The 23926-nt window shown below is 23.7% G+C and carries 19 protein-coding genes; 2 read left to right on the top strand and 17 right to left on the bottom strand.

Annotated elements, in window-relative coordinates; genetic code table 11:
- Positions 1-2: 2 nt before the first annotated feature.
- From D9V80_RS00725 to prfA, 4 genes are all read right to left on the bottom strand, one after another.
- The gene (locus D9V80_RS00725) at positions 3-1214 is read right to left on the bottom strand and encodes an acetate kinase (protein WP_158353264.1); all 1212 of its coding nucleotides are present in this window, start codon (positions 1212-1214) and stop codon (positions 3-5) included.
- Positions 1215-2085: 871 nt separating this feature from the next.
- Complete coding sequence (locus D9V80_RS00720; protein WP_158353261.1) at positions 2086-2901, bottom strand: tetratricopeptide repeat protein; 816 nt, start codon at positions 2899-2901, stop codon at positions 2086-2088.
- Between the two features lie 114 nt (positions 2902-3015).
- Positions 3016-3858, bottom strand: a complete 843-nt coding sequence (gene prmC / locus D9V80_RS00715) for a peptide chain release factor N(5)-glutamine methyltransferase (RefSeq protein ID WP_158353259.1) — start codon at positions 3856-3858, stop codon at positions 3016-3018.
- 11 nt (positions 3859-3869) lie between these two features.
- The gene (prfA, locus tag D9V80_RS00710) at positions 3870-4943 is read right to left on the bottom strand and encodes a peptide chain release factor 1 (RefSeq protein WP_158353256.1); all 1074 of its coding nucleotides are present in this window, start codon (positions 4941-4943) and stop codon (positions 3870-3872) included.
- A 296-nt stretch (positions 4944-5239) separates the two neighbouring features.
- Here prfA and D9V80_RS00705 point away from each other — a divergent pair, with 296 nt between their 5' ends.
- Entirely contained in the window at positions 5240-6187 is a 948-nt protein-coding gene (locus D9V80_RS00705; protein WP_158353254.1) for a ribose-phosphate pyrophosphokinase, read from the top strand.
- A gap of 233 nt (positions 6188-6420) precedes the next feature.
- Here the strand turns inward: D9V80_RS00705 and D9V80_RS00700 are convergent, their stop codons facing one another.
- The 13 genes from D9V80_RS00700 to D9V80_RS00640 form a co-directional block, all read right to left on the bottom strand.
- The gene (locus D9V80_RS00700) at positions 6421-7818 is read right to left on the bottom strand and encodes an NADH-quinone oxidoreductase subunit N (protein WP_187306502.1); all 1398 of its coding nucleotides are present in this window, start codon (positions 7816-7818) and stop codon (positions 6421-6423) included.
- Positions 7819-7916: 98 nt separating this feature from the next.
- Positions 7917-9437 (bottom strand): NuoM family protein, encoded by a 1521-nt coding sequence (locus tag D9V80_RS00695; protein WP_158353250.1) that lies wholly within the window; start codon positions 9435-9437, stop codon positions 7917-7919.
- A 159-nt stretch (positions 9438-9596) separates the two neighbouring features.
- On the bottom strand, positions 9597-11447 hold the full coding sequence (locus D9V80_RS00690; RefSeq protein WP_158353248.1) for an NADH-quinone oxidoreductase subunit L: 1851 nt from the start codon (positions 11445-11447) through the stop codon (positions 9597-9599).
- Complete coding sequence (gene nuoK / locus D9V80_RS00685; RefSeq protein ID WP_158353246.1) at positions 11447-11746, bottom strand: NADH-quinone oxidoreductase subunit NuoK; 300 nt, start codon at positions 11744-11746, stop codon at positions 11447-11449. The genes D9V80_RS00690 and nuoK overlap by 1 nt, the downstream gene beginning before the upstream one ends.
- A 36-nt stretch (positions 11747-11782) precedes the next feature.
- Complete coding sequence (locus D9V80_RS00680) at positions 11783-12286, bottom strand: NADH-quinone oxidoreductase subunit J (RefSeq protein ID WP_158353244.1); 504 nt, start codon at positions 12284-12286, stop codon at positions 11783-11785.
- Positions 12287-12299: 13 nt separating this feature from the next.
- Positions 12300-12842, bottom strand: coding sequence for an NADH-quinone oxidoreductase subunit NuoI (nuoI, locus tag D9V80_RS00675; RefSeq protein WP_158353242.1), 543 nt, complete (start codon positions 12840-12842; stop codon positions 12300-12302).
- A 22-nt stretch (positions 12843-12864) separates the two neighbouring features.
- Positions 12865-13821 carry an NADH-quinone oxidoreductase subunit NuoH gene (gene nuoH, locus D9V80_RS00670; protein WP_158353240.1) on the bottom strand — a complete coding sequence of 319 codons (957 nt, stop codon included), beginning with the start codon at positions 13819-13821 and terminating at the stop codon, positions 12865-12867.
- A 5-nt stretch (positions 13822-13826) separates the two neighbouring features.
- A complete protein-coding gene (gene nuoG / locus D9V80_RS00665) occupies positions 13827-16583 on the bottom strand; it encodes an NADH-quinone oxidoreductase subunit NuoG (protein ID WP_158353238.1) in 2757 nt (918 codons plus the stop codon).
- A 103-nt stretch (positions 16584-16686) separates the two neighbouring features.
- The gene (gene nuoF, locus D9V80_RS00660) at positions 16687-17994 is read right to left on the bottom strand and encodes an NADH-quinone oxidoreductase subunit NuoF (protein WP_158353236.1); all 1308 of its coding nucleotides are present in this window, start codon (positions 17992-17994) and stop codon (positions 16687-16689) included.
- Positions 17991-18464, bottom strand: coding sequence for an NADH-quinone oxidoreductase subunit NuoE (gene nuoE / locus D9V80_RS00655; protein ID WP_158353234.1), 474 nt, complete (start codon positions 18462-18464; stop codon positions 17991-17993). The genes nuoF and nuoE overlap by 4 nt, the downstream gene beginning before the upstream one ends.
- Positions 18465-18526: 62 nt before the next feature.
- The gene (gene nuoC, locus D9V80_RS00650; RefSeq protein WP_158353232.1) at positions 18527-20326 is read right to left on the bottom strand and encodes an NADH-quinone oxidoreductase subunit C/D; all 1800 of its coding nucleotides are present in this window, start codon (positions 20324-20326) and stop codon (positions 18527-18529) included.
- A 104-nt stretch (positions 20327-20430) separates the two neighbouring features.
- The gene (locus D9V80_RS00645; RefSeq protein WP_158353230.1) at positions 20431-21093 is read right to left on the bottom strand and encodes an NADH-quinone oxidoreductase subunit B; all 663 of its coding nucleotides are present in this window, start codon (positions 21091-21093) and stop codon (positions 20431-20433) included.
- A gap of 39 nt (positions 21094-21132) precedes the next feature.
- A complete protein-coding gene (locus D9V80_RS00640; RefSeq protein ID WP_158353228.1) occupies positions 21133-21513 on the bottom strand; it encodes an NADH-quinone oxidoreductase subunit A in 381 nt (126 codons plus the stop codon).
- 402 nt (positions 21514-21915) lie between these two features.
- Here D9V80_RS00640 and dnaK point away from each other — a divergent pair, with 402 nt between their 5' ends.
- Positions 21916-23829 carry a molecular chaperone DnaK gene (gene dnaK, locus D9V80_RS00635; protein ID WP_158353890.1) on the top strand — a complete coding sequence of 638 codons (1914 nt, stop codon included), beginning with the start codon at positions 21916-21918 and terminating at the stop codon, positions 23827-23829.
- The last annotated feature ends 97 nt before the right edge of the window (positions 23830-23926 follow it).

Raw genomic sequence — 23926 nt, 5'->3', positions numbered from 1 at the left:
ATTTATATATTATGAATGACTGAAAAAGTTTCTTTTGCAATTGATTCTTCTTCTTGTGCAAAAATTACTAGTATAGGAATACTTTCTTTTGTGTGAATAAAATATTGCTTTTTTTTATATATTGTATCATTTTTTACATAATCAATAAAAAAACCTAACAAAGACAACTTATCAATTGTTATTTTACGCATTAAAGATGAATTTTCTCCAATTCCACCAGTAAATGCAAGAGCATCTAATTTACCATTCATTAATGATGAATATCCTGAAATATATTTAGCTAACCTATGACAAAAAATATCTATTGACAACTTTGACTGTTTATTTGTAGCATAACTATCAGTAATTTTTTGAAAATCACTAGTTTCCCCGTTTAATCCAAGTAATCCCGATTTTTTTATTAAAATATTTTCAATATCAGAAATTTTTAAATTTAAATTATGGTACATAAAAAAAATAATAGCAGGATCAATATCTCCGCTTCTAGTTCCCATAACTAATCCTTCTAAAGGAGTCAAACCCATAGAAGTATCAACAGATACACCATTTCTTATTGCGGTAATTGATGCACCATTTCCTAAATGACAACTAATCATATTTAAATTACATATTGGAATATTTAAAATTTTTGACGATTGATCCCGAACGAACTGATGACTAATTCCATGTGCTCCATATCTTCTAATTTTGTTTTTAGAATAAAACTGATAAGGTATAGCATATAAATATTTCTCTTTTTGTAATGTTTGATGAAAAACAGTATCAAAAACTCCAACATTATAATCAGATAAATGAGAAAAAAATTGTTTTGCAAACATTACTCCCAATAAATTTAAAGGATTATGTAAAGGAGCAAAACAAATTGCATCTTTAACATATTTAATATTTACTTCATTAAGTAACACAGAAGAAGTAATTTTATCGCCTCCATGAACTATACGATGCCCTATTCCAATTATTGTATTACTAATTTCTTGTTCTTGTGACAAAATAGAATGAAATAAAAATTTAAATCCTATTTCATGTGTTATAATATTTTTAAAAATTTTACGTTTTTCACATAAATTATATATTTTCCATGTAACACTAGAATTCTGCAGTCCAATAGATTCAATAGAACCATATAACAATTTTCTGGAAGAATGATGTTCTATTATAGAAAATTTTATTGATGAGCTACCACAATTTAATACTAAAATTGATTTTTGAAACATATATTTCCCTTAATAATACATATTTACAAATATTTTTGTTGTACAAAAAAGATAATTTTTTTATATAAGTAAAATTTATAATGTAAAAAAATTATCAAATCATTATCAATTATAATATTTGTTTTTCAAAATTATAAAAAAATAAATTCATATCGTATAAATATACTTTCATTATTTTTTTAAAAAAAATATCTATCATAAACTAAAAAAAATTATTAAATTATTACTTTACTAAATGAATACTTAATTAAAACAATAAAATTATTTGATATATATAATTAATTAAACAAAAAAACCAGAAAATTATATAAATAACTATATGTTTTCTTTATAATAAAAAATATTGTGTATAAAAATTACTCACATTTATTATTTTCAAGTAAAAAATAATTCAGTTATATAAAAATATTCTAACTATTTAAAAAAAAATAAAAATATTAGTAATATCATAAGGTTTATAAATATTTCATTTATATCATGAAAATTGCATCATATATTTTAATATATATTATATATATTTATCTTTTATAAAAAAAAATATAATAAGTAACATTACTAATACTTTATTAATAACAACCACATTTTTTAAAATATAAAAAATAAAATAAAAATATTTATTTAATCAAATTTAAATATAAAAAAAAACAATTTATTTATATTCATTAAAAAACTTATACTTAAAAAATAAAACTGAATATTTAAAAAACATATTACTATATCACACTAATAAAAAAATATTATATAAATAATATAAAAATGAAATTTGTTTTAACAATAATTAGATAAAAAAATATCAATTATTTTAAATAACTACAAAAAAATACAAATGAAGATTTATTTATAATATTATTAAATATTATTTGATACATTTTTAATGTAAAATAACAGATTTTTTTTGCATAACATAAATTTGCATTTTTAAAATTTCACTAACAGGATCATGAGGACACCTTTCAATAAATTGCATTAAATCAGATACAGCAACATTATCACATTCTAAATACGCGTATATTAATCCTCTATCTCTAATTTCATAAGGATCTTCAGGTTTAATTTTTATTAAAACATCACTAACTTTTAAAGCAAGTACCATGTTTTTTTCTTCAATTAAAGATAACTTTAAAGTATGTAAAAAATTACAAATGACTGTAAAGTTATCTGCTATCTTTAAATTATTTTTTTGAATTGTAGCAGTGGGAGTAATATTTCCTTGTAACCATAATGTTAATATGTTTTTATCTAAAAATTCTCCATCAAAAGGATTTATTAATAATACTTTACTCGTTTTTTTACAAAAATAACTCAAAATTAATTGAGTTGGAAAAATAATAGGATCTAAATTAATATTAAATTGCTTTGCTACATAAATTAAAATTATTCCTAAAGATAAAGCTGAACCTTGTTTTGTTTTTAAAACTTCATCTAAATATAAAATATTTGAAATTTTATAGGTACCATAAGCACTTCCAAACTTCCAATGAACATAAAATATATCTAGCATTTTTCTTAATTTATCAATAGAATCACAATCATTCAACAAACTTCCAGAAGAAGATTTAATCTTCTCATTAAATTCTGATATTAAAACATTTTTATAAACACCATCTTTTATAAAAGATAAAACTTCAAGAATAGAATCAAGAATAGAAGATTGATTAAGTTTAATTTTTTCTATTAGAAGTTTCATATTACCTCTTGTACAATGTATTTATTATTTTAATGAGTTTAATAATTATTCTTAAATCTCATATATTTTTTTAAAATGATTTAAAAACATTTTATTTCTATTAATTATTTTATACTATAAAAAATTATAACTTCCTATAATCACTCTATCACAATCATTATAATCTTTATATGACTTAATCTGTTTATAATTATTTTTATAAAATAAATTCATTACTTGAATTTTTTGTTTCCATCCATGTTCTAAAATTAACCAACCTGAATCTAATAAATAATTACTTGATTTCTCAATAATATGTTGTATATCTGATAAACCATTTTTTTTTGAAAATAATGCATTATTAGGTTCATATGTTAATTCTTTATCTAAACTATATCGTTCTGTTTCTCCAATATAAGGAGGATTACTAAGAATGTAATGAAAACGAAAATTTTTTAATGTAGAAAACCAATTGCTATGTAAAAACAACACATTATTTATTTTTAATTTGTTTGCATTATAATAAGCTATTTTTAAAGCTTTTCTACAATTATCTATTCCTACCACATAATGTTGAGGACATTCTTTCGCAATAGATAATGCAATAGCTCCACATCCTGTTCCTAAATCTAGGATATATTTTTTTCTGTTATTATTATTGATTTTTAATAATGCAATTTCTACTAATCTTTCAGTATCCACTCTAGGAATTAAAGTATCTTGAGTTACTTTAAAATTTAATGACCAAAACTCTTGGTTTTGAATAATATAAGACAGTGGCTTACTTTTCATTCTTTGATATAGTAATTTATCAAGATTTTTTTTTTGCATTAAAGTCAATTTTGTTTCATCAAAAACTCTTATCCAACTAATAGGTTTATTTAAAATTGTCGATAATAACACAAATATGTCTTTCTTGATATTAGGATAACAATTTAATTTTTGTACATTTTTTATATACCATTCTTTAATCATCATAAATTTTATTATTAAAAAGAAGATAAACCATGTGATTGATAATTTTTTATCATTGGCTCAATTAAAATGTCTAAATTACCATTTAAAATTTCACTCAATCGATATACTGTTAAATTAATACGATGATCAGTAATTCTATTATTAGGAAAATTATATGTTCTATTTCGATCTGATCGTTCTCCTGTACCTAATAAATTACGACGTATTTCAGATTCTTTTTCATGTTTTTTATTGGCTTCTGCAGCATTAATACGAGCAGATAATATTGATAATGCGCGAGCTTTATTTTTATGTTGTGATCGTTCATCTTGACATTCTACAACATGACCAGTAGGTATGTGAGTAATTCTGATTGCTGAATCAGTAGTATTAACATGTTGTCCTCCTGCTCCAGAAGATCGAAAAGTATCAATTTTTAAATCATTTGGATTAATATTTTCATATTTATTTGTTGTTTTTTCCAATGGCATAATAGCAACAGTACAAGTAGAAGTATGTACTCTTCCTTGCGTTTCAGTTTTAGGTATACGTTGCACTCTGTGACCACCAGATTCAAATTTTAATCGTTTCATTACATTGTTTCCTGAAATTTTTGCAATAATTTCTTTATAACCTCCTTTTTCTCCTTCATGAACATTTAATATTTGTACTTTCCATGAATATTGTTCTGCATATCTTACATACATTCTAAATAATTCACCAGCAAAAATTGCAGATTCATCTCCACCAGTAGCTGCTCGAATTTCTATAAAACAACTCTTTTTATCATTTGGATCATTAGGAATTAATGATTGAATTAATTTATTTTCTAAATTTACATTTTTTTTTAATAAATTTTTATATTCTAATTTTGCTTCTTGATGCAAATCAACATCTTGTAATAAAGTTTTTACACCTAAAATTTCTTGTTGATTTTTTTTCCATTTTTTAAAAATCAACACTATGTTAGTAAGATCAAAATATTCTTTAGATAATTTTTTATATAATGTGTTATTTAATATAATTTCTTTATTAGAAAGCATTTTTTCTAATTCTTGATAGTGATTAAACATTTTTTCTAATTTTATTACAATAGATTTTTTCATTATTTATCAATACTTTTTTTTAATTTTATTATATATCATATAATAAGAGATCAAAAAAATCATTATTTTTAGTATTTATGAATAAAATTGATATATATACTACATATATGCTATTATTTCATTAATTAAAACTTATTTTTCACATTAAAAATTACTTCATATTATATATTTTAAAATTATATAAAATCAAATTTTTGAAATTATCTTACAAAAATAACCCTACTTATAACTAATATTCGAATATGATTATTTTAAAAAAAAATAAAATATAATTTTTTTAAACAAGGTAGGAAATCATGTCTAACATGAAACTATTTTCTGGAAATTCTATTCCAAAACTTGCACATTATATCGCTAAAAATTTGTATACACAATTAGGAAAAGCTTCAGTAAAAAAATTTAGTGATGGAGAAATAAGTGTAGAAATAAATGAAAACGTGCGAGGACATGATGTATTTATCATACAATCGACTTGCTTTCCAACAAATGATAATTTAATGGAATTATTAGTAATGACAGATGCGTTAAAACGAGCATCTGCTGGTCGTGTAACAGCTGTTATTCCATATTTTGGTTACTCTCGTCAAGATAGAAGAGTTCGATCAGCAAGAGTACCAATTACAGCTAAACTTATAGCTGATTTTTTATCAAAAGCAGGAGTAGATCGTATACTTACAGTAGATTTACATGCTGAACAAATACAAGGTTTTTTTGATATACCTGTAGATAATGTTTTTGGAAGCTTAATTCTTTTAGAAGATATGTTAAAAATTAAATTAAATGATCCAGTTGTAGTATCTCCAGATATCGGTGGAGTAGTACGAGCTCGTGCTATTGCAAAACTTTTAAATGATACTGACATGGCTATTATAGATAAACGTCGACCAGAAATGAATACTTCTCAAGTTATGCACGTAATTGGAAAAATAAAAAATAGAGATTGTATTTTAGTCGACGATATTATTGATACAGCTGGTACATTATGTAACGCTGCTCAAGCTCTTAAAGAAAATGGAGCGAATAAGGTATTTGCTTATGCAACCCATCCTATTTTTTCAGGAAAAGCATCAAAAAATTTACAACATTCCATGTTAGACGAAATTATTGTTTGTGATACCATACCTTTAAATAAAAATATCTGTGTCTTATCTAAAGTACGTACCGTAACCCTTTCCGGGATGTTAGCAGAAGCTATTCGAAGAATTAGTAATGAAGAATCTATATCAGAAATGTTTGAACATTAAATATTGTCATATTAGATATTCTTGATGTAATTTTTATAAAAATTATTTCTTTGTACATATAATAATATTTTTTACAAAAATATTATTATATGTACAAATTCATATATTTTTTACAAAAAGTGATTAAAATAATAATTAATATTTTTTGATAAAATAATAAAATTAAATTATTTTTTAATCGCTTTTTTTTTAACTGATTAATATAAATACAAATAAAAATTAATATATTATTTTTAATAATTATTTTTATTTAAAAAATTAATCAAAGAATTTGGATTTATCCCAAAATATATTATATATATTACCAATAAAATTATCACTATTTTAGCAAATATAAACAACATTGAATTATCAACATTATTTTTATAATTCTGTCTAAGAATAGGAGAATAAAATTTATTAATAATGCGAAAATAATAAAAAATACTCACAATTGAACCAATAATACAACATATTCCTAAAATAGGAAAATCGTTTTGTAAAATATTCAATAATAAATAACACTTTCCAATAAAACCACATGTTAAAGGAATTCCAGATAAAGAAAATAATGTTATTGTCATTAATAATGTTAATAAAGGTTCTTTCCAAAATAAACCTGTATAATCATTTAAAGAAATATCTTTATATGATGATGTATGTATTATAAGATTAGTTAAAGTAAAAATACTAAATAAACTAATACTATTTAATAAATAACTAATCATATAAAAATTAATATTTAAAAAATTCATTTCATAATTATTATTTAAGCTTGCAATAATTATAGCAATAATATAACCAGATTGAATAATTGAAGTATAAGCAAAAAATTTCTTTATATTATCACATTCATAAACTGTTCTAATACTTCCAAATAATATTGAAGAACAAGCAATAATTTCTAAAATAAAATAAAAAAAATGATTTTTTATCATTGGAAAATAAATAAAAAAATGAGATAAAATTAATATAAAAATAATTTTATAAACAGATGAAAAATGACTTAAAGATATAATAGGAGCACCTTCATATATTTCTGCTATCCAAGAATGGAATGGAAACATAGAAAATTTAAAAATTAAAGAACTTATAAATAAATAAAAACCAGATAAAAATAAATAATTATCATGAATAGAATGATTTAATAAATATAATTCCCATTCACTAATATTTAATGATCCAGATACTGCATACATTAAAGTCATACCTAACAGCATAAATATTGAGCTTATACTTGATAAAACACCATATTTTAATAAAAAATAAAAAGGTTCTTTATAAGAAAGAGTATATCCTAGCATACCTATCAACGGAACAGATACTAATTCTACCCCTAAAAAAAAAGATAAAGCATGATTAGAAATAATAACCACAAGACCACCTAAAGTAGATATCATTAAAAATAAATAGAATTCTTCCTTATACAAAACTTTTTTATTTTGTATAATCCAAAAATATGAAAATAAACAAATTAATAAACTATGTATTAATAATATAATCATATATTCAATAGATATATTACCAATTTTAAATAAAACTGATGGATGTAATACCATTAATGTATGATAAAATTTTATAGAAAATATTGACAATAATATTCCACAAATACTAATTAAAAAAATAACAAAAGTGTTGGTTCGATATGACATAAAAACCGTCATTAATATAACAGAAATAACCATACTATATATGGGTATTATTTTTTTTATTTCGAATAAATTTGACACCATAATTACAAAATACCTCTTTAATTCAAAGCAATCATAGAAAAAGAATAATAGATGTTGTTCATTGCATGACTAGTAATATTTAAAATACAATTAGGAAATATTCCAATACATATTAGTAATATAAATAAAATTAAAAGTGATAATATTTCATAAAAATCACATTTTTTTATTAAACTTACTCTTTTTATTTCACCATAAAACACACTTTGAAATAATCTAATAGAATAAACTGAACAAAAAAACATGTTAATTGTGACAATAATCGTAATAATAATATGATTATTTATTAAACCTAATAACGCCATACATTCTCCCACGAAATTACCAGTACCAGGAATATTCAAATTTGCAAAAATAAAAAACAAAGAAAAAAAAGATATCCATGGTAATTCACTCCATAATCCTCCCAATTTATAAATATCATAAGTATATAACCTACGATATAATTGTGAGATTATTAAAAATAAAGCAGCTATACTAATAGTAGAGCTAAATAATTGTATTATCATACCTTGATAAGCAAAAGAAATAGGATTATATATGCTTATCAGCATTAAACCGATATGTGAAAGTGAAGCATAAGTTAAAATTTCCTTGATATTTTTTGATACTATAGCCATAAAAGTATTATAAATAATACTAACAATACCTAAAAAAAATATAAAAGTGCTTATTTTAAATGAACAATAAGGAAAAAAAAATATATTAAAACGTAATAAACCATAAATTGAAGTTTTTAACAAAATTCCAGTAATATCTAAAAAACCTGTTATTGGAGCATGTTTATGAGCATCTATTAACCATTTTTGAAAGGGAAAAATAGGTAATTTGACCATAAAACTTAAAAAAAATAATAACATAATAAAATATTCTAAATAAATATTACTAAAAAAAGAATTTCTCAATACAGCATATTCAAAAGTATAAAAATGATTTAAACGATAAAAATTTACTACTAATCCTAAAATACCTAATAACAATAATAATCCAGAAATTTGCATATAAATTAAAAACTGATTAGCAGTAAAAATTCTTATATTTCTATTAATGGTTGGTTTTCCATAATGAATAATAAAAAAATATATTGGAATAGAAGATAATTCCCAAAAAATAAAAAAAAGAAATACATCTAAAGCAATAAAAATTCCTATGATATTTGAAATCATTAACATAAAATTAAAATAAAAAAAATGATCTTGATTTGAATTATTATAATTCCACATAGAAAGAATTGATATAATACTCAATATACAAGTTAAAATAATCATCAAACAAGACAAACCATCTATACCAATAGAAAAATTTATTCCAAATTGATGTATCCAAGGAGTCGAAAACTCATAATGAAAAAGAGAATGAATAGAATTTTGAGATATTAAATTTATATGTTCAATACCATAAAAAAACAAACAAAAAAATAAAGTTAATAACATGCCCAATAAACATATTATTTTAGAAAAATTTAAATTACATAAACCTAATAAAATTGAAAAAACACCAGAACAAAAAGGAATTAAAAGTAAATATTTCAAAAACATTTTTTATTATTTCCTATTATTTTGTATTATTGTATTTACTATAACAGTAATTTGTTGAAAAAATGATTTATAACATAAAAAATTATGAAAATAAAAAATAGTAATGATGTACATAAAAGATAGATTTAATTAATAATTATTTTATTATAAAATGTATAATTATATGAAAATCATTAATAAAAAAACAGTTATTATAAATATAAAACAATTAATATAAAACCTTAATGTTTTTTTTTCATAATATGAAACATTACTATTACATAATGTATAGAGATACATAAATTTATTTGAAAGAATAATAAAAATATTTTTTTTACATTTTTTCAAAATAAATTTAAAAAAATAAATAAAAGAATTTTGATATAATTTATCAATACTACATTGAAAAAATAGATTAAAATTAAAATAAGAAAACATTTTTTTCATATAAATACTTACTATCGATTTTTCTAAAACCCAATAAACATAAGAAAAAAATACTCCACACATAGATAATAAAAATAAACTAATTTTTAGATAAACATTATGTGCATTATTATCAATATAAATATATTGCAGAGAATAATGCCGAAGCAGTATATGTAAACCAATTGAAGTAGAACAAAACATTAAACAAAATAACGGAAAATTATGAAAACTATTAATAATAGATTTATTTAAATTATCTACTTTACAATTTTCTTTATAAAATAAAACAAAAAAAAGTCTTGAAATATAAATAGAAGTGAAAAAGACACCTAAAATACTACCAATATAAAAAAATTTATTATTATAATTTACAATATCGTATAATAAAGCTTCTTTACTATAAAACCCAATTGTTATATATGGAATAGCAAGAAGAGATGAAACACCAAATAAAAAAGATGTATATATTATAGGAATACTCTTTTTTGAAAGATGTATTTTAAAAATATTACGTTCTTTAGAAGCGCTAAAAATTAACGATGCTGTAGATAAAAACAATAATGCTTTAAAAATAGCATGAGTTAATAAGTGAAAAATAGAAGATCTCCAAGAATGTACCCCTAAAGCTACAAACATATAACCAATTTGACTCATGGTAGAATAGGCTAAAATACATTTAATATCATTTTGAAAAATCGCATAAAAACCAGAAATTAATAAAGTAATAATACCTAAACATCCTGTAATAAATAAAATTTCTGGTGTTGTAAGAAAAATTGATTTTGTTCTATTAATTAAATAAACACCCGCTGTTACCATAGTAGCAGCATGAATTAATGCTGATGCTGCAGTCGGCCCTACCATGGCATCTATTAACCAAGTATGTAAAGGAAATTGAGCTGATTTACTTATACTACCAATTAGCAAAAATAAAGTAATAAAATGCAAAATATAACAATGATCAGAATATTCTGAAGAATATTTGTCTGCAATTAAAGAAATATTATATATACTTAAGCTATGAAAATGTTTATATATCAATAATATTGAAAGGAAAAAAAATACATCACCAATTTTAGTCATTAAAAATGACTTTTTTGCAGCATTTATATTTTTATTAGAAGTATAATAAAATCCAATTAATAAATAAGAACATAAACCAACACCTTCCCATCCAAAATATATTGATAATAAATTATCTGATAACACTAATACCGACATACTAAAAATAAATAAAGTGATTAAAGTAAAAAAACGAATTTGTTCATTTTTTTTTTGTATATACCAAAGAGAAAATAAATGAACTAAACAACCAATACCTAAAATCATGACTAACATAGTTATAGATAATTGATCTAATATACAATCTATATTAATATCATTTTTTTTAAATGATAATAAAGTCCATAAATGTAATATATTTTTTTTAAAATGTAATTTTTCCTGATATTGAAATAAAAATACACTACTTATAAATGAACTAAAAGTAATAAAAGTTAAAAAATAAACAAAAAATTTTTTTATAGAATGAAATCTTACATACATTATAGATATGATAAAACTAAACAATGGAGCTAATAAATTAAAATAAATACAGTTCATTATTGTATCTCAGAGAGTAAATCTATGTTTAATGTATTATATATTTTATAAAATCTAATTAACAAAGTTAAACCAATACTGGATTCTATTGCTGCAACTGTTAAAGTCACAATATACATAATTTGACCATCAATTGAACTATAATTAGCACTAATTAAAATTAAAGCTAAAGACACAGCATTTATCATTATTTCTAAACTAATTAAAATAAATAACAAATTTCTTCTAATACACAGAGAAAAAACACCAATGCAAAAAATAGTAATTGCAACAAATAAACCATAATTGAAAGAAAACATGTAATTATAACCTTAAAAGAAATTAAGTAACTTATTTTACTTAATTGAAATATTTTTTATTTTTAAAAAATGTAATACTACAACCAATGCCGATAATAAGAGAATCGAAGCTAATTCAACTATAATAAAAAAAGGTCCAAACAAAAATCTTCCAATTTCTTTTCCATCTACAAAATAAATAAATATATTATGATATTTTGTTAAAAATATAGAAAATATAAAAATGAAAAATAATAATATTATTAATAAAGTTACTTTATCTTTATAAACATTTTGCATCCATTTACGTTCTTTTTTTTCAAAATTTATATTTAAATTTAACAACATAACTATAAATAAAAATAAAACCATGATGGCTCCGGTATATATAATTATTTCTAAAACAGCTGAAAAAATTGAACCAACAATAAAAAAAATACCAGATATAGATAATAAAGAAAAAATTAAAAATAACAAAGAATTAATTGGATTATTTTGTATCACTGCAAAAAAAGTAAATAAAATAGTTAATGAACTTAAAACATAAAAAATAATATTCATAATTTTTATCTCTTTAAGGTAATAAAGTTTTTGTATCAACTATTTTGAAACAATCTTTGTTTACTTCTCCTTGTTTATCAGATATTTTTACTCCTGAAACTTTATAAAAATTATATTTGTTATTTTTTCCTGTTCCAGATATTAATAAATCTTTTTTTTCATACACTAAATTTTTTCGATTAAATTCTCCTAATTCAACATCAGGTATTAATTGAATTGCGGCAGTAGGACATGCTTCTTCACATAAACCACAAAAAATACATCGAGAAAAATTTATGCGAAAAAATTTTGCATACCATCTACCATTTTTACGTGTAGATTTTTGTAAAGATATACAATCGACTGGACATACTGCAGAACATAAATTACATGCTACACATCTTTCTTCTCCATCTGGATCTAATGTTAATATTATTTTACCTCTATATCTATTTGATAATGGTATAGGTTGATCAGGATACATTTTAGTTTCTTTTTTAGAAAAAAGATTTATACTCACTAACCACAAACTCCGAATTTGTGTAAAAAACCCAAAAAAAATTTTTTTAAAAAACATTTACAATATTCCTATTTAGTATTTATTTAAAAAGAATTATAAAACCAGTAATTAACAAATTTATTAAAGAAGCTGGTAAACAAAAAATCCAACCAAAATACAAAACTTGTTCATATCGTGGACGTTGTAAAGATGCACGAATTAAAATAAATAAAAATAAAAAAAACAATTCTTTTAAAAAAAACAACATTATTCCCGAAAAAAATGGACCTTGAAAACCACCAAAAAATAAACATGTTATTAACGCTGATACTACAATCATAGAAACATATTCACCAATAAAAAATAATCCAAATTTCATTCCAGAATATTCAATATGATATCCATCAGCTAATTCTTGTTCAGCTTCTGGTTGATCAAAAGGATGTCGATGACACAATGCAATAGATGCAATAAAAAAAGTTAAAAAACCTAAAAATTGAGGAAATACATTCCACATATCTTTTTGACTTATTATTATATCTAATAAATTAAAAGAATCAGCTTTAACTACTACTCCCATTAATGAAATTCCTAAAAAAACTTCATAACTTAAAGTTTGAGCAACAGAACGTATTGATCCCAACAAAGAATATTTATTGTTACTTGACCATCCAGCTAATAAAATTGAATATACTGATAAACTTGCCATCATTAAAAAAAATAATACACCTATATCTAAATTGATTAATACTAAATTATTTGTAATAGGTATAATAGCAAACACTAATAATAAAGATAAAAATGCAATTATAGGAGAAACAACAAAAATAAATGTTCGGCTAAAAGGAGGAATCCAATCTTCTTTAAAGAAAATTTTTATCATATCTGCAAAAACTTGAAAACATCCAAACCAACCCACTCGATTTGGTCCGCATCGATTTTGTAAAAAACCTAATATTTTACGTTCTACCAAACTCATATATGCTGCACAAAAAACTAATAAAAAAAATAATAATAATACTTTTAAAAAACAATAAAAAAATATTGTAATCGACATATTGTTTACATCACAATTTTCCACTCATCCCCCTTTAATAACTGTATCAACTTTCCAGATAAAAAAAATGGAAGATCATAAGTACCTAAAGAAATAGCAACATATTCAGAATTAATGTTATTAGAAAATTTTACATTAATTTTAAAAACATCAGATCCATATTTAAGTATTATAATAGAAGATTCTGGAATATTTAATTCTTTTGCTTTTAATATATTAATAATTCCATGATTTTTTTTATTTTTAATATTATCCATAATATTGTCATTATGTTGTTCAAATAAACAATAATACGGAATAATTTTTAAACAATTATATTTTAATACAATATTTTTATGATGAAAATTATGATGATGATATGGTTTTTTTATTTTTGTATTAACATTAATAAACACATTTTTTTTTGAATTATTGTAATCATTATCTAACATATTTAAATTAGATTTAATACTAGACTGAACAGAATTCCAACCAGGAGACCAATGAAATGGAATTTCAGAAGAATATTGTTCATAAATTTGACTACCTTCCATTGAAAAAGAAAACATAGAATCTAAATCTTGTGGTTGTGTATTTTCATGAATATTTCGATGAACATCTATAGCAGTTCGACCACTAAAACGTTGCGGTGAACGAGGTATTTTCTGACCAAAAATGCGAAAAGAAGAGTTTGGTGTGACATTAATAATGTTTTCAAAAAAAGATAATTGTTTACTACAACTTTTAATAACATCATCTAATTTTAACCAATGAATATTTTTTTTTTCAATTTTACTTTGAAGAGCATGTAACCATCTCCAACTATTTACTCGATAAATATTATCTTTATATAAAGCAGCATTATAAACCTGGAAAAATCGTTGTATACGACCTTCATAATTTATGACAGTTCCCGAAGATTCGAAATGATTAGTAACTGGAATTTTTAAATGTGCTTTTTGCATAGTTCTAGTATTTTTATGATCTAAAACAATTAAAGAAGTTTTAGAATTTTTTAAAATTTTTTTTAAAAAAAATTTCGGAAATATAGTATATATATCATGTTCTAGACAAACTAAAGTGTTCTTTTTGTTTTTTTCAACAATACTAATAACACTGTTTAAATCCATTCCATTCATCATTCCTAACCCTATACTATTCACATCAGGAGTTAATAAAATCAATCCAACATTATTATTAAACTGTTGAATTGAATTAAATATATTTACTGTTATTTGAATTAATTGTTTATCTCTACAATGTGATCCAGAAATAATCAAAGGATTTTTTGATTTTTTTAAAGCATTAACTACAGTAGTAATATATTTTAACAATGATGAATCTATTGTTTCTAAATCTATTGTAATATCTTCATTATTCAATTTTTTATTAATTAATGTACTAAGAAAAAGTGGATTAATCATAGTTTTATCATAACTCATACTGCATAATTCATCTAAATCAGTATTTAGATAATGAATAATAAAAAATGCAGCTTGTTTATTTTGACGTACATTTTTAATCGCATCAGACTGCCAAGAAAAAATTTTTTTATCAACAATATCATTAACTACATTAATATTATTATTTTTAATAGCTTGTCTTACAGATAAAGATAAACGAGGAGCAGTTTTTAATATATCTTCTCCAATTATTATAATAAAATCGTATTTCTCTACTTCTGATAAAGTTGGAATATGTATCTTTTTATTTTGAATAATAGATGTAATATAAGAGATAATTTCATTATCTAATTTTAACATACCGCTAGAAAAATTTTTTTCCCCAACTAATTTTAATAATGCAAAGTTATTTTCTATACTCGATCTAGAAGATCCAATACCAATAATTTTTTCAGAATTTTGAAAAAGGTTTACTGCTTGTAATAAAGAAGTTTCATAATCTATAGATAAAAGTTTTTTTTGATTACGATATTGAAATACAGAAGTTCTATGAATATTATTACTGTCTCTGTAAAAAAAACGACCTATGTCACAAATAAAATAACTATTAATATATGTATTAAATCTATTTTCTACTTTTCGTATCATTCCATAACGTTCTCCAACCGAGATATTACACCCAATGCTACAATGTTGACAAATACTGGGAGCATATTGCATATCCCATTTTCTATTATAATGTTCACTCTGTGTTTTATCTGTAAATACTCCAGTAGGACATATTTCTATTAAATTACCAGAATGTTCACTTTCTAAAATACCATCAGTAAAACGCCCAAAATACAGATTATTAGCAGTCCCAAAAACATTAAAATCTTTTCCTCCAGCATAATCTTTATAAAATCGTACACATCGATAACAAGATATACAACGATTCATTTCATGTTGTATGAATGGACCTAAATATTGATTATTATATATTTTTTTTTCAAAATGATATCTACGTTTATGATGTTGTGTCATCACTGTCATATCTTGTAAATGACAATTGCCACCTTCTGGGCAAACAGGACAATCATGAGGATGATTAGTCATTAATAATTCTAATATTTGTCTTCTCATTTGTACTGCTTCAGGATCTTTAATCGAAATTCTTAAATCCTTTGTAATCGCAGTCATACAAGACATCACTATAAAACCTTTTTCATCATGATCATTTGCGTATTTTTTAACAGCGCATTGACGACACGAACCCACACTTCCTAATACAGGATGCCAACAAAAATAAGGAATATCTAAACCTTGTTGTAAACAAGTTTGCAATAAATTATTTGATTCATGAGCATTATATGATTTATTATCTATATAAATTGTAACCATATATATAATTCCAAAAAAGAGTAACCAGTTATACTAAAAAAATTATTTAAAATTTATCTTTTATAATTATTATTATTTTTATATTATATCTTAATAATTTTCATTATTTTATTAATGATTGAAAATCAGAACGAAAATATTTAATAACACTTTGTAATGGTTCTATCGCTCCTGGAGCATGTGCACATACAGTTTTTCCTGGACCTAGTAATATACATAATTCTTCTAATAATAGAATATCTTTTTGTTTTCCTTTTCCAGAAATAAATTTTTTTAAAATATTAACAATCCAAGGTAAACCATCTCTACAAGGAGTACATAAACCACAAGATTCTCTTGCAAAAAATTTTTCTAAATTATATAAAACAAATACCATATTAAAACTATTATCGACAGCCATACACAACGCTGTTCCCAATCTACTACCTACTTTCATTATAGGTTCAAAATCCATTGAAACATCTAAATGTTCTTGTAATAAAAAATCAGTACTTGCACCACCTGGTTGCCAAGCTTTTAAATGAAAATTATTTTTTATTCCTCCTGCATAATCTTCTAATAATTCCCTTGCAGTAATTCCAAAAGGGACTTCCCATAATCCTGGATTAACAACATTTCCTGAAAATCCCATTAACTTAGTACCAGAACTACTACCATCTGGAGATAAATTTTGATACCAATGAGAACCATAAAGTATAATTGCTGGAATGTTCGATAACGTTTCAACATTATTAACACAAGTAGGTTTACCCCATAACCCAATATGAGCAGGAAAAGGTGGTTTAACTCTTGGGTTAGCTCGATTTCCTTCTAAAGAATTAATTAATGCTGTTTCTTCTCCACAAATATATCTCCCAGCACCACTATGTATAAAAATATCAAAACTAAAACTACTACCTAAAATATTGTTTCCTAAATACCCTATATTTTGTGCTTCTTTTATTGCTTTATTTAAAATATATTCTGATTTTAAATATTCTCCTCTTAAAAAAATATATCCTCGAGTTGCTTGTATTGCAAATGCACTAATAATCATTCCTTCTATTAAAAGATGAGGTAACTGCTCCATTAAAAACTTATCTTTATATGTTCCTGGTTCCATTTCATCTGCATTACATAATAAATATCGATGAGATGGATGATAATGATCATTATTTTGAGTATTTTTATTTACTGCAGGAATTAAGCTCCATTTTATACCAGTCAAAAAACCAGCCCCTCCTCTTCCTTTTAAACCAGATTCCTTAACTAAATCAACAATTTCTGCAGGAGAAGTTTCATTTAACAATATTTTTTCTAAAGCAATATAACCCTGTTGATTTTTATATTCTTCCATCCATATGATGTTATGGCCTTCTTTTAACCTCCACGTTAAAGGATGTGTTTCTACATCTCGTAAAATTTTTTTCATTTATATGTATCCAAGATATTAATAATAGAAAATTTATCTACTTTGTAATAAATATCAGAATTTACCATAATAACAGGAGCCTTATCACAACTACCTAAACAACACACAGGTAAAACAGTAAATTTTTTATCTTCAGTCATACAATTTATATTAATATTAAGTAAAGTATTAATTTTTTTTTCCAAAATTTCATAACCATTTAAATAACATACAACGCTATCACATAATCGAATTAAATTTCTTGCTACTGGTTTTCTAAAAATTTGACTATAAAAAGTTGCAATACTTTCAACATCTTCTGGAGACATGTTTAATAATTTCGATATTTCATAAATTCCCCAATCAGGAACCCAACCTAAACGTTTTTGTAAAATTTTTAAAGAATCTATCACTGCAGCTTTAGAATTTTCATAATTTTTTTTTACAGTTTGAATTTTAATAATTTCATTATGCAATAATTTACATTCCATATATTTATCTTCATATAATAATAAAAAATAATATAATACGATTTTATTACTCTAATTAAATGTTATCGATCTACATCAGACATGACAAAATCGATACTTCCTAGATAAGTAATTAAATCAGTTAATGTGCTTCCATTAATCACTGAAGGAATTTGTTGTAAATGAGCAAAGCTAGGAGTACGAATACGTGTTCTATAACTCATATTTCCTCCATCACTAATCACATAGTAACTATTAATACCTTTAGTAGCTTCAACCATTTGTAGTGATTCACCGATTGGCATGATAGTTCCCCAAGAAACCTGTAAAAAATGAGTAATTAAAGTTTCTATATGACTAAAAACTTTATCTTTTATAGGAGGGGTGGTTAAAGGATGATCTGTTTTAATTGGTCCTTCAGGCATATTTTTTAAACACTGTTGTAATATTTTAATACTTTCAAAAATTTCTTCAACACGTAACATAACTCTAGTATAACAATCACTAATACCATTTCCCACTGGAACTTCAAAATCAAAATATTCATAACCAGAATAAGGTCTCTGTTTTCTTAAATCAAAATTTATCCCAGTAGCTCTTAAACTAGCACCTGTTATACCCCAATTTAATGCTTCTTGTAAATTATAACATGCAACATTTTTAGATCTTGATATTAAGATGTCATTTTTAAGTGATGTACGAATATAATAATTTAATCTTTTAGGAATCCATGATATTATTTCTTTTAAATAACACTCCCATTTTTTTGGTAAATCTTTTGCTACTCCTCCAATTCTAAACCAAGCTGGATGCATTCTAGCTCCGGTAATAAATTCAATTAAATCATATATTTTTTGACGATCAGTAAAAGCTAAAAAAACAGGAGTCATTCCTCCTACATCTTGAATAAAAGTAGATAAATACAATAAATGACTATTAATACGAAATAATTCAGACAACATAACTCGAATAAATTTCACGCGATCAGAAACAACAATTCCTGCAATCTTTTCTAAAGATAAAATATAAGGCATTTCATTCATACAACCACCTAAATATTCTACTCGATCAGTGTAAGGAATAAAACTATGCCACGTTTGTCTTTCAGCCATTTTTTCCACACCACGATGGTGGTAACCTATATCAGGAACACAATCAATTATTTTTTCACCTTTTAATTGTAAAATAATTCTAAAAGCTCCATGAGAAGAAGGATGATTTGGTCCTAAATTCAAAAACATATAATCACTATCTTTATCTGATTTTTGCATTCCCCACTTTTCAGGTTGAAATTTTAAACTGTTCATAGACTGTTTTTCTTTGTGTTCATTTAAATAAAAATTCTGAAATTCTGTTGCTCGAGCTGGATAATCTTTTCTTAAAGGATGCCCTTCCCAATAATCAGGCATAATAATTCTACTTAAATGATTATGACCTAAAAAAATTATTCCGAACATTTCCCATGTTTCACGTTCATACCAATTAGCATTACAAAATATGTTAGAAATAGATTTAATTTTCAAATCTTTTGTGAATAAAGGAACTTTCAAAATAATATCATGATTTCTTTCAATCGATAAAAAATGATAAAAAACAGAAAAATCACATTGGATCATATTTTTTTTAACTTTTCGAGTTCTTTCATCTATTCCATGTAAATCATAAAGCATATTATATGGTTGCTGTACTTTTTTTAAAAAACGAATGATGTTTAATAATTTACATTTATTAATCCAAATAATAGGATAATCTATTAAAGAAGATTGAACAAAAAATTCTTGTTTATCAAACTCGTTAAATAATTGTTCTAAAATTAGAGGGTTTTCATGAATTATTTGTTTTAATTTAATAGTGTTTATATTATTGTTAATATTTTTTTTCATTAACTGCTCGCAATATTTTTAATCAATATGTAATTGATTACACAATTTAACGATATTTATATACTTTTTTTTATAAAAAAAAATTATTTTTATCAACAATTTTTCTAATCATTCTCATAATCTTTACATATTTTTCTTTTATTATATTTTTTAACTTTTTCTGGTGTAATATTAGATTTATAAATTTTTTGATCTCCAATTACCCAAGATAATGGTCTATTTTCTGCATTTATAGATTTTTGTAATAGCATTAATGCTTGTATATATGCTTCAGGTCTTGGAGGACAACCAGGAATATATACATCTACTGGCAAAAATTTATCTACACCTTGTACTACGGAATAAATATCATACATTCCTCCAGAATTAGCACAAGCTCCCATAGATATTACCCATTTTGGAGATAACATTTGATCATATAAACGTTTTATTACAGGAGCCATTTTTATAAATGGTGTTCCTGCTATTACCATAAAATCTGCTTGTCTAGGAGACGATCGCAAAACCTCAGAACCAAATCTTGCGACATCATGAACAGAAGTAAATGCTGTAACCATTTCTACATAACAACAAGATAAACCAAAATTATATGGCCATAAAGAATTTTTTCTTCCCCATTTCACCATATTTTTCAAAAAAGACGATAATTTTCCCATAAATACACATTTTTTAATATTTTCTTCTTCTATTGAAAATATTTTTTGATTTTTTTTTGATAAATTATTTGAAGTATGCTCATTTACATTAGTTAATATATAATTAACCATAAAATTTCCTTTATTAATAAGAAAAAATTTTTGAAACAATTATATAAATACTTTTTTTTTAACTATATACATTAAACTCACTAAAAGTGTCAAAATAAAAAAAAAAACTTTTATTAAACCATCTAAACCTAATTCTTGAGCACATATAGACCAAGCATATAAATAAAGTGCTTCTACATCAAATAAAACAAACAAAATTGCTATTAAGTAAAATTTAATTGAAAATCTTAAATCAGTTGTACCAACTCCTATAATACCTGATTCAAAAGGAATATTTTTATTATGAACAGTATTTTTCTCACCTAATACATAACTAATTAGTAATATTATACTACATAGTACTATTGAAATAACAAAATATAAAAAAAATGACAATTGTTGTGGATTATTGAAAATATAACTATTTAAATTTAAATGCATAATTATTCGCCATTTTATTCATTTTAAATATATACATAATATGTATTATACAATTAATATTTCTAAAAAAAAAATATATTACTGAAATAAATCATGTAAACATAAATTTAATTTCTTTAAAAAATTTTTGTCATTTAAACACAATATAAACATTTTTCTTCAAAAAATAACCAATCTCATATTTTTTTATAAATATCTTAAAAAAAATATAAATATATTTTATACTAACCCTTGATGAGTGCCTGACTCACCCCCATCTAATTGGTATTAAAAGATATATTTTAAATACATTAAATATACCTTTTCAATTTAAAAAAAAATTGTAAACATAAATAAACTATAAAAAGTTTATATTTAATGTTGTGTCACCCATTTATCAAAATTAAATCAGGAGTTATTAAAATGGGAAAAATAATAGGAATTGATTTAGGAACAACAAATTCTTGTGTTGCTATCATGGACGGAAATAAAACTAAAGTATTAGAAAATGCAGAAGGTGATCGTACTACTCCATCTATTATTGCATATACAAAAGAAGGAGAAGTATTAGTAGGTCAACCCGCTAAAAGACAAGCAATTACTAATCCAAAAAATACTTTATTTGCAATAAAACGTCTCATTGGTAGAAGATTCCAGGATGAAGAAGTACAAAGAGATATTAAAATCATGCCATACGAGATAACAAAATCAGAAAATGGAGATGCTTGGATTAAAATTAAAAAACAAAATATAGCTCCTCCTCAAATTTCTGCAGAAGTATTAAAGAAAATGAAAAAAACAGCAGAAGATTATTTAGGAGAAACAATAAAAGAAGCAGTAATTACAGTACCAGCATATTTTAATGATGCACAAAGACAAGCAACAAAAGACGCAGGAAAAATAGCTGGTTTAGAAGTTAAAAGAATTATTAATGAACCAACTGCAGCAGCATTAGCTTATGGTTTAGATAAAGGAAAAGGAAACAGAACAATTGCTGTATATGATTTAGGAGGTGGTACATTTGATATTTCTATTATTGAAATAGATGAAGTAGATAAAGAAAAAACATTTGAAGTATTATCAACAAATGGTGATACACATCTTGGCGGAGAAGACTTTGATAGTAGGTTGATCAATTATTTAGTTTCAGAATTTAAACACGAACAAACCATTGATTTAAGAAATGATCCTCTTGCTATGCAACGTTTAAAAGAAGCAGCAGAAAAAGCAAAAATTGAACTATCTTCAGCACAACAAACCGATGTAAATTTGCCATATATTACTGCTGATGCAACAGGACCAAAACATTTAAATATTAAAGTGACAAGAAAAAAATTAGAATCTTTAGTTGAAGATTTAATTTTACGTTCTATTAAACCATTAGAAGTTGCATTACAAGATGCCAAATTAACTATTTCCAATATTGATGACGTAATCTTAGTAGGTGGACAAACAAGAATGCCTTTGGTACAAAAAAAGGTAGCTAAATTCTTTGGAAAAGAACCAAGAAAAGACGTCAATCCAGATGAAGCAGTCGCTGTTGGAGCAGCTGTACAAGGTGGAGTATTATCTGGTGATGTAAAAGATGTACTATTGTTAGATGTTACTCCTTTATCTCTTGGAATTGAAACCATGGGTGGAGTTATGACACCATTAATAACAAAAAATACAACTGTTCCTACCAAACATAGTCAAATATTCTCTACAGCAGAAGATAATCAATCTGCAGTAACAATACATGTATTACAAGGGGAACGCAAAAGAGCTCAAGATAACAAATCACTTGGTCAATTTAATTTAGATGGTATTCAAGCAGCGCCAAGAGGTATGGCTCAAATAGAAGTTACCTTCGACATAGATGCAGACGGAATATTACATGTTTCTGCAAAAGATAAAAATACTGGAAAAGAACAAAAAATTACAATAAAAGCATCTTCTGGATTAAATGAAACAGAAATAAAAAAAATGGTACAAGATGCAGAAGAAAATTCTGCTGCTGATCGTAAATTTGAAGAATTAGTACAAATAAGAAATCAAGGAGATCAAATTTCTCATAATACAAAAAAACAATTAAAAGAAAAATCTGATCAAATTAACACTGATAATAAAGAAAAAATTAATAAAGCTTTAAATCAATTAGATCAATCCTTAAAAGGAGAAAATAAAAAAGATATAGAAAAAAACATTCAATGTGTATTAGATATCGCCTCTAAATTAATACCTCAAGATCAAAATAAAAAAAATGATTCACAACAAGAAAAAAATGAATCTTCAAAAACGAAAGAAGAATCAGTAGTGGATGCTGAATTCGAAGAAGTTGATGAAAAAAAAAAATAAAGTAATAACATAGCAATCTTAAAGAACGAACCTGCATAAAATTATTATATAAAAATAAATATAACACACGGGCGTTAAATATATAAATATGCTACTA

This window comes from Buchnera aphidicola (Thelaxes californica) (assembly GCF_005080825.1).
Classification (GTDB): Bacteria; Pseudomonadota; Gammaproteobacteria; order Enterobacterales; family Enterobacteriaceae; genus Buchnera_I; species Buchnera_I aphidicola_V.
Note: the sequence above shows the minus strand (reverse complement) of the source record. Positions and strands in the feature narration are given on the sequence as shown.

What these genes read in the sequence shown, in the direction of transcription:
- nuoF (WP_158353236.1), bottom strand. Translation starts at nt 17,994, where the DNA reads ATGAAAAAAATTTTACGAGATGTAGAAACACATCCTTTAACGTGGAGG.
- D9V80_RS00725 (WP_158353264.1), bottom strand. Translation starts at nt 1,214, where the DNA reads ATGTTTCAAAAATCAATTTTAGTATTAAATTGTGGTAGCTCATCAATA.
- nuoC (WP_158353232.1), bottom strand. Translation starts at nt 20,326, where the DNA reads ATGAAAAAAAATATTAACAATAATATAAACACTATTAAATTAAAACAA.
- D9V80_RS00640 (WP_158353228.1), bottom strand. Translation starts at nt 21,513, where the DNA reads ATGCATTTAAATTTAAATAGTTATATTTTCAATAATCCACAACAATTG.
- nuoK (WP_158353246.1), bottom strand. Translation starts at nt 11,746, where the DNA reads ATGTTTTCTTTCAATTATGGTTTATTTGTTGCAATTACTATTTTTTGC.
- D9V80_RS00695 (WP_158353250.1), bottom strand. Translation starts at nt 9,437, where the DNA reads ATGTTTTTGAAATATTTACTTTTAATTCCTTTTTGTTCTGGTGTTTTT.
- prmC (WP_158353259.1), bottom strand. Translation starts at nt 3,858, where the DNA reads ATGATGATTAAAGAATGGTATATAAAAAATGTACAAAAATTAAATTGT.
- nuoI (WP_158353242.1), bottom strand. Translation starts at nt 12,842, where the DNA reads ATGTTTTTTAAAAAAATTTTTTTTGGGTTTTTTACACAAATTCGGAGT.
- nuoH (WP_158353240.1), bottom strand. Translation starts at nt 13,821, where the DNA reads ATGTCGATTACAATATTTTTTTATTGTTTTTTAAAAGTATTATTATTA.
- D9V80_RS00645 (WP_158353230.1), bottom strand. Translation starts at nt 21,093, where the DNA reads ATGGTTAATTATATATTAACTAATGTAAATGAGCATACTTCAAATAAT.
- D9V80_RS00700 (WP_187306502.1), bottom strand. Translation starts at nt 7,818, where the DNA reads ATGTCATATCGAACCAACACTTTTGTTATTTTTTTAATTAGTATTTGT.
- prfA (WP_158353256.1), bottom strand. Translation starts at nt 4,943, where the DNA reads ATGAAAAAATCTATTGTAATAAAATTAGAAAAAATGTTTAATCACTAT.
- nuoG (WP_158353238.1), bottom strand. Translation starts at nt 16,583, where the DNA reads ATGGTTACAATTTATATAGATAATAAATCATATAATGCTCATGAATCA.
- D9V80_RS00705 (WP_158353254.1), top strand. Translation starts at nt 5,240, where the DNA reads ATGTCTAACATGAAACTATTTTCTGGAAATTCTATTCCAAAACTTGCA.
- D9V80_RS00680 (WP_158353244.1), bottom strand. Translation starts at nt 12,286, where the DNA reads ATGAATATTATTTTTTATGTTTTAAGTTCATTAACTATTTTATTTACT.
- D9V80_RS00720 (WP_158353261.1), bottom strand. Translation starts at nt 2,901, where the DNA reads ATGAAACTTCTAATAGAAAAAATTAAACTTAATCAATCTTCTATTCTT.
- nuoE (WP_158353234.1), bottom strand. Translation starts at nt 18,464, where the DNA reads ATGGAATGTAAATTATTGCATAATGAAATTATTAAAATTCAAACTGTA.
- D9V80_RS00690 (WP_158353248.1), bottom strand. Translation starts at nt 11,447, where the DNA reads ATGAACTGTATTTATTTTAATTTATTAGCTCCATTGTTTAGTTTTATC.
- dnaK (WP_158353890.1), top strand. Translation starts at nt 21,916, where the DNA reads ATGGGAAAAATAATAGGAATTGATTTAGGAACAACAAATTCTTGTGTT.